Annotated in this window: 7 protein-coding genes; 3 read left to right on the top strand and 4 right to left on the bottom strand. The window is 70.5% G+C overall.

Features of this window, described 5'->3' with window-relative positions:
- Positions 1 to 330: 330 nt before the first annotated feature.
- A complete protein-coding gene (locus tag IEY82_RS27170; protein WP_189127065.1) occupies positions 331 to 1,479 on the top strand; it encodes a hypothetical protein in 1,149 nt (382 codons plus the stop codon).
- A gap of 128 nt (positions 1,480 to 1,607) precedes the next feature.
- A complete protein-coding gene (gene ybiA / locus IEY82_RS27175; protein WP_225263792.1) occupies positions 1,608 to 2,174 on the top strand; it encodes a riboflavin biosynthesis intermediates N-glycosidase in 567 nt (188 codons plus the stop codon).
- Between the two features lie 93 nt (positions 2,175 to 2,267).
- On the opposite strand, the gene IEY82_RS27180 is transcribed toward ybiA, so the two are convergent.
- From IEY82_RS27180 to IEY82_RS27190, 3 genes are all read right to left on the bottom strand, one after another.
- Entirely contained in the window at positions 2,268 to 2,954 is a 687-nt protein-coding gene (locus IEY82_RS27180) for a class I SAM-dependent methyltransferase (RefSeq protein WP_189127066.1), read from the bottom strand.
- A gap of 62 nt (positions 2,955 to 3,016) precedes the next feature.
- The gene (locus IEY82_RS27185; protein WP_189127067.1) at positions 3,017 to 5,404 is read right to left on the bottom strand and encodes a DUF4132 domain-containing protein; all 2,388 of its coding nucleotides are present in this window, start codon (positions 5,402 to 5,404) and stop codon (positions 3,017 to 3,019) included.
- Position 5,405: 1 nt separating this feature from the next.
- Positions 5,406 to 5,798, bottom strand: coding sequence for a hypothetical protein (locus tag IEY82_RS27190; RefSeq protein WP_189127068.1), 393 nt, complete (start codon positions 5,796 to 5,798; stop codon positions 5,406 to 5,408).
- A gap of 148 nt (positions 5,799 to 5,946) precedes the next feature.
- On the opposite strand from IEY82_RS27190, the gene IEY82_RS27195 reads away from it, so the two are divergent.
- Entirely contained in the window at positions 5,947 to 6,687 is a 741-nt protein-coding gene (locus IEY82_RS27195) for a crotonase/enoyl-CoA hydratase family protein (RefSeq protein ID WP_189127069.1), read from the top strand.
- A gap of 64 nt (positions 6,688 to 6,751) precedes the next feature.
- Here IEY82_RS27195 and IEY82_RS27200 read toward each other — a convergent pair.
- Positions 6,752 to 7,144, bottom strand: a 393-nt coding sequence (locus IEY82_RS27200; protein WP_229697696.1) for a hypothetical protein, incomplete at its 5' end; no start/stop codon positions are given.

The raw sequence follows: 7,144 nt of genomic DNA on the forward strand, positions 1-7,144 counted from the left end.
GAGTTTGGCGCGGACGTTTTGGATGCTGTTGTGCGCCAGGGGGAGGGTCGAGAGCCTCGCACAGCTCGCGAGCCCGCAGGGGACGGCCAAGGTCGGCGAAGACCGTCAGAATCTCCTGGGCGGCCGGGTTTTCGGGCACTGCGGCTGCTCTCGTTCATCTCCACTGGTCACTCGCTGGCCACGCGGGAACAGTTCGGGCGGCTCCACGCCCTTCTGGAGGAGTGAACCAGACTTCTCACCGCGTGGAAGCCTCCTCTGCGGAGACTCTCGCCCAGCCTGGGGGTGTCATCGAGGCCCCAGGGTCCTCCCCATTATGTGATCATTTGCAGCATGCGTACCACTACGGGGGTACTCGCTGCCTTGGTCATCGCGAGCGCGTGTGCGCTGGTCGCCGACACGCCACTGGACGGTGGCGGGCGAACGGCCGGTCACGCCGCCGAGCCGGCATCCCGGTGGACCCTGAGGCACACCGTCCACGGCTACGGCAGGGACGTCCCCGTGTGGCTGGTTCCCACGGCGGACGGCGGAGCGTCGCTGTTCGTCAGGAAGAGGTCGGCACTCGGCTGGTCGATGCTGCGCTGGGACGGGACCGCCTGGAAACGGGCCGGGCTGCCCGCGCAGTTCGGTAAGGCATGGGGGCTCGAAATCGGCGCCTCCCCGTCCGGGGAGACGATCTGGGCGGCCGCGAGCGTCCCCCACGGAGAGTACGACGACGTGACAGACCAGCTGTGGCGATTCTCCGACGGGCGCTGGACGCGCCGGTCATCCGGGAACGTGACGGTGAACGGAGTGATCGACATCGCCGTCGCCTCCCGGGGCGACGCCTGGTTCGTGACCGGCTTCGACCCCGAGGGCGGCGCCTCGAACGTGCTGCGCTGGAGCGAGAACGCGCTGCGTTACCAGTCGCTCCCCGCCGGCCCCATCCTGACCGGGATCAGCGCGGCGGGCCCGGACGACGTGTGGGTCGTGAACCAGCAGGAGGGGGACAGGACGTGGCACTGGAACGGCGCGTTCTGGAAGGACGTCTCCTACCCGTGCGCGATGGGGTCTCCTCATCCGCCGTGCCGCGGACGTGCTCACCTTCAACGGCTGAGCCTGGCCGTGAGACCGGACGGCCACGCGTGGGCGGTCGGCCCTCCGTGGGCGGACGGCGGCAGCCCGGTCATGCTGCACTGGGACCGCGCCCGATGGGAGCAGGTGCGCCTCGACCTGGTGAGGACGGGCTTGACCACGGTCCGAGCGGACCCGGTGGGCGGCCTGTGGATCGCAGCCCGTCCCGCCTCCAGTTCGCCCTACCTGCTCAACCTACGCGATGGCAGGTGGACCAGATTCGCCCTGCCGGAGGGCGATCCGGCCGAGTACATCACGGACATCGCGCCCGTGCCGAGTACGACGCGGCTTTGGGTCCAGACCAAGCGACAGGACCCCGCCGGCCCGCCGGGCGGCCCGGTGACCGCGCGGGTGTACGAACTCTCCTGAGAGTGAGCGGTCATCCCGATCCGGCGACAGCCGGGATGACCTGCTCCGGCCCCTGCCGTCAGCCGTGCACGATTTGCGACCAAATATCCCGTTGGTCAAGGTGGGTCGCCTTATGTCACGGTGTCGGCGTGGCCGAGCAACTCTCGTGCACCGTGGGTGAGGCGATCGCCGCCGAGCAGGCGGGCCGGATCCTGCGCTATCTGTTCTTCTGGGGTCACCGGCGCGAGCGGGACGGGAACATCGGCCCGGGCTGCCTGTCGCAGTGGTGGCCCGTCCCCTTCACCGAGGACGGGCACGTCTTCGCCTCGGCTGAGCACTACATGATGGCCCACAAGGCGTGGCTGTTCGGCGACGGCGACACCGCCGCCAAGATCCTCGCGGCGGATCACCCGGGTCAGGCCAAGACTCTCGGCCGGGCAGTACGCGACTTCGACGAAGCCCTCTGGAACGCCCATCGCTTCGACATCGTGGTGCGTGGCAACCTCGCCAAATTCGGCCAGCACCCCGGCCTGCGGGAATTCCTCCTCGCGACCCGCAGGAGGGTCCTGGTCGAGGCGAGTCCGCGCGATCGGATCTGGGGCATCGGCCTGACCGCCGCCGACGAGCGCGCCGCCTCCCCGGCCCTCTGGCAGGGGCTGAACCTGCTGGGGTTCGCGCTGATGGCCGCACGCGACGCGCTGGATTCGGAGGCGTGAGCTTGTCGCCGCCTGCGTGCGTCGCGGCCGGGATCGTGATCCGCCGTACGGTGGCGCGCCGTACTGAACGGCACGTTCGCCGCAGGGCCGGTGTCAGCGGGGTACGGCCCGCACCCATCCGCGGTCGCCGCCGAGGAACTCGGAGATCGTCAGGCCGGCCTGGTCGAGCCCGCGCTCCAGGTAGTCGTCATCGAGGCGGCGGCTGACGAAGGTGTGGGTCCAGTGCCGGTCGCCGATGGAGTATTCGGTGGTGGCTTCGAGCAGGCCGGGGCCGGGCCGGCTGAAATCTGTCATGCGGACGGTACGGCCGTCGCCGGTGGCCCGTTCGAACGGCTGGACGGTGTCGTACCACTCGGGAGGCTTGCGCTGCAGGATCACGCAGCCGTCGGCGGCGACGTGACGGCGGCAGGTGCGCAGGAACGCGGCGCGCAGGTCGTCGTCGGCGGTCTCGATGACGAAGGACATCAGCAGCACGAGGTCGAAGGTCCGTGGCAGGACCAGGGCCTGGATGGAGGAGGTGACGGTCTCGGCGCCGGTGATGTGGGCGAGCATCTCGGAGGACTCGTCGACCGCGACGACCTCGTGGCCGAGGGCGAGCAGGGGATGGGTGACGCGGCCGGCGCCGGCGCCGAGCTCCAGGATGCTCGCTCCGGGCGCGATGGCGGCGTGGATCAACTCGGGTTCGCCGTTCGCGGTGAGGGTGGCGTAGTAGTCGACCGCGCAGCCGTCCGGGGTGATCGGTCCTGGACCCGTGCCCTGATAGAGCCGTCGTTTGATCATGTTCCCATTCTGAGGTGCGGTCCGGGCGTCCGCGCGGCTGCCGCGGTCGGCCGCTCGGCGGGTCAGGGCTGGATCTGGCGGGTGATGGACGGGTCGGTGATGGTGGTGTCGGCGGCCAGCAGGAACGCCTTGGACAGGATGATCGACAGCATCCCGCCGTCCTCCTCGAAGGGCAGGAAGACCTGGTCGGCGGAGCGGCCGGGGACGATGCAGAGGTAGGCGTCGTTGGGGTCCATCAGGATGTTGCCCGAGCCGAGGTGGATCTTGTACGTACGCAGGTCGCCCCGTACCCGAAGGAACCGGTCGAGCAGTGAGCACCGGTCGGCGATGGCCAGGCGGGGGAGCAGCCGGGTCAGGGCGTCCCGGCGGATCCGGGCCGTCTCGGTCAGGTCGCCGAAGCCGTACGACTGCCAGTAGTCGCCGTGGCCCTCGGGGTCCAGGCCGGTGGAGGTGACGCCGACGGCCAGGTCGGCGTCACGCAGCGCCTCCGACAAGATGAGCGGCGGCACCTCCTCCAGCGGGACCCGTCGCCCCGCGTCGTCGGTGAAGTGCAGGTCGCCGCTGACGCAGATGGATACCGTGCCGATGTTGTCGCGCTCGAACGAGTGCTCGTCCAGGTGGAACCCCCAGTGCGCGGTCAGCCCGCCGGGAAGCTCCTTGGTGGCGTCGGCCTGGTCGGAGCCGTACTCCCAGCCCCAGTGCCCCAGCGACATCCCGGTCCAGCCGCGCCCGGTCAGCAGCGCCTTGGCCTGGCCGTACCTGAGCAGGTGGCCGGCGAACCGGCGCGAATGGTCGTGGGTCCGCTCCTCGGCGGGAGTGAGCAGGTAGACCTCGCGGAAGGCCTGCTTGAACGGCTGGCGCCGGCCCGTCTCCATGAGGTGGTCGCGCCAGGCGCGGACCTCGTCCACGGTGTGGGAGATGGGGTGCCACAGGTGGACGGGCGTGTCGGGACGCGGCTGGATCCGGCGCCCGGCCTGATCTGTCAGCTCCCATCCGCCGTCGGCCCGTACCGGCAGCCCGGCCGGGCCCTGGAGGATCTCCCAGATCAGAACGCGGCCGAACGAACCGGTGACCGGATGGTCGAGATAGAACTCGCACACGTCGCGCCAGCGCCAGACCCGCTCGGTGGCCAGGGCCCGTTCGACGCGGAAGCGTTCGGCGGGGAGGGCCTTCCTCAGCTCCTTGGCGGTCGCCCTGAACCCGGCCAGCAGCTCGCGGTCGACCGCCTTGGGGATCGTCCTGCGGCCGTCGTAGGTGATCGTTCCGTCCAGCGACAGCCGCAGACCGTCCTGGGTACGGGTGCCGTCGGAGTCCAGCCCGAAGGTGGGGACGGTGCGCTCCAGGAGCTGTTCGGGAGACAGGCCGGTCTGGGCGGCGACCGCCTCCAGGGTGCGGTCGACCTTGGACAGGATGGTCCTCTTGCGGACCTTGGCCTGCACCCGGGCCAGTTGCGCGACCACCTCCAGGCCGCCGCGCCGGGCCAGCACCCCGATCGCCGCGTTGGCCAGCATCTCGCTGCGGGCGTTGGCGCCCGAGCCGCCGATGCCGGTGCCGGTGGTCACCGCGACGTCGCCGAGCAGCGCGGTCACCCATGGCCGGTCGATCAGCTCGCAGGCCCAGACCATGCCCCGCAGCGGCACGGCGGTGCGCTCGCGCACGAAGACGGTCTCGGTCCACTCGCCGGAGCCGGTCGGATGCCGATGTGTCACCTCACGGTGTGCGACGAGCCGGGTGAGGACGTCTCTGACCAGGTCGGCGGCCTGCGGGGTCAGCAGTCCGGCGGCGCGCTTCGTCCAGCCGGCGCTGGGCCTGGCAGCGGTGGCCTTGGTGCAGTGACGGAACAGCGGCAGGATCTCGGGAGATGCGAGCAGGCCGGCGTGATCGGAGATCATCCGGGTCGCGAACTCGTCGTCCTCCCACATGATGTTGCGGATCGTCGCGCCGGGATCATCCGTTTCCGGCTCGGTCAGCAGCGTCTCGACCGGCTCGCGCAGGACCTCCCAGGCGGGCTTCCAGTACTGGGCGAACCACTTGGGCATGGAGTTCAGCACGTTGCGGCGCTCGTGGTACGGAAGGCGGGCGGTGGCGGCGAGCGGCAACCGGTACAGCTCGGCGTAGCCGGTGTGGCGCCAGGTCATCAGGCCGTTGGCCGCGGCCCACAACCGGGTGACGACGTGGCCGGGCAGGTCCGGCAGGTGGTCGATCAGGTCGCGGATGACGTCGAGCCGGCGTTGGTCGTGCTCGTGACCGCCCTCCCAGCCGAGGTTGAGCCGCATCTGCGCCCAGACGCACAGGAGCGGGAACTCCGCCTCGTCCGCCTCCTTGACCGTGAGCTCGCCACCGGCGAACGCGGCGTCCAGCCGGTCGAAGGTCTCCTTGTGCTCGTTCGCGAGTTGGACGAATCCGTAGTGGTTGCTGAGGGGCGAGTCGCTGAGGATGTTCCAGTCCATGTCAGCCTCCGACCAGCGGGACGAGCTTGACGAAGGACACGACCGGGTCGGTGGTCAGGTCGATCTCGGTGTCCAGGTCGTCGACCTGACGGTCGCCGACCAGCAGCAGGAAGCCGTTGCGGGTGAACGCGGCCTCGGCGGCGTCGGCCTGCTTCTCCCAGTCGAGCCTGCGCGCGGTGCGCATCCGGTAGCCGTTCAGCTCGGCCTCGGCGTCCGTCGGCTTGACCAGGCCGCGGAAGTGCGCGGAGGGGGCGGCGTTGTGGCGGGCCACCTCCTCGCGGACGCGGAGCCGTACCAGCTCGCGGGCCGAGATCCGCTCGGGCAGGTCCGGGAGGGAGAACTCCTCCAGCGTCCGGCCGGCCGCCGTCTCATCGCGAAACGTCACTAACGCCATTGATAGCCCTGTTCTACGAAATATCGTGTGATGGCGTCATGAATAGCAGTGGTGAACGACAGAAACTCCGGCGAAGCGCCTGATCGGCCGGGGTTGATTCACGGCCACTCGCTGGGGATGCTGTGGGACCAGGCTCACGGAGGTGGCCATGACCGTACGAACCGAGCGCCGAGGACCGGTGACGACCGTCGTGATCAGCAGGCCCGAGGCCCGCAACGCGGTCGACCGCAAGACGGCCGACGGGCTGACCGACGCGTTCCGCGCGTTCGACGAGTCCGACGCCTCGGTGGCGGTGCTGTGGGGCGAGGGCGGCACGTTCTGCGCCGGCGCCGATCTCAAGACGCTCGACAACCACGTCGGCGAGGAGGGCGACGGCCCGATGGGCCCGACCAGGATGCGCCTGTCCAAGCCGGTCATCGCCGCCGTCGCCGGGCACGCGGTGGCCGGCGGCCTGGAGCTGGCGCTCTGGTGCGACCTGCGGGTGGCCGAGGAGGACGCGGTGTTCGGGGTCTTCTGCCGCCGCTGGGGCGTGCCGCTCATCGACGGCGGCACCGTACGGCTGCCGCGGCTCGTCGGCGCCTCCCGCGCGATGGACATGATCCTCACCGGCCGCCCGGTCGGCGCCCAGGAGGCCCGCGAGATGGGCCTGGCCAACCGCGTCGTGCCCACCGGTACGGCCAGGCGGCACGCCGAGGAGCTGGCCCACGAGCTGGCCCGGTTCCCGCAGACGTGCCTGCGCGGCGACCGGCTGTCCGCCCTGGAGCAGGACGGCCTCGACGAGGCCGAGGCGATCAGGAACGAGCTGCGCCACGGCCTCGTCTCGCTGCCGGACGCGGCCGGCGGCGCGGCCCGGTTCGCCGCGGGCGCGGGCCGGCATGGAGCGTTCTGACGGCCCCCTGAAGACCGGACCATCTGGGTGATCGGCAGGGCACCACGGACGGCATCGGCGAAGGTCACCCGCGCAGAACGGTGACCTGGCGGCCGGACGGGGTGGTCGCTTGTTCGAACGTGCCTCGTTCCTTCCAGGGCGGGGCTTCGGGGCGCCGGTCGAAGATCACTAGTACGCCGGTGGTGAGGGTGAGCCGGTCGAGGTATCCGTCGAGTTGGGTGAGGCCGTCGGGCAGTGGGTCGTCTTTGCCGGTCCGCCAGACCTTCAGTTCCATCGCCTCCCGTTGGAGCAGTCGTTCGCCGTCGGGGCTGGTGTGGGGCCAGCGGATCAGCACGTCCAGGCGTTTGGTGCCTGCGGCGTATTCGCGGTCGAGTTGGCCTCCGCCGTTGACCAGGCGGTGCAGGAAGGCCATGAGGATGATCTGGCAGGCGGCTTCGTGGTAGCCCTCCTGCTGGAT

The organism is Nonomuraea cavernae, assembly GCF_014646355.1.
In the GTDB taxonomy this organism is placed as follows: Bacteria; Actinomycetota; Actinomycetes; order Streptosporangiales; family Streptosporangiaceae; genus Nonomuraea; species Nonomuraea cavernae.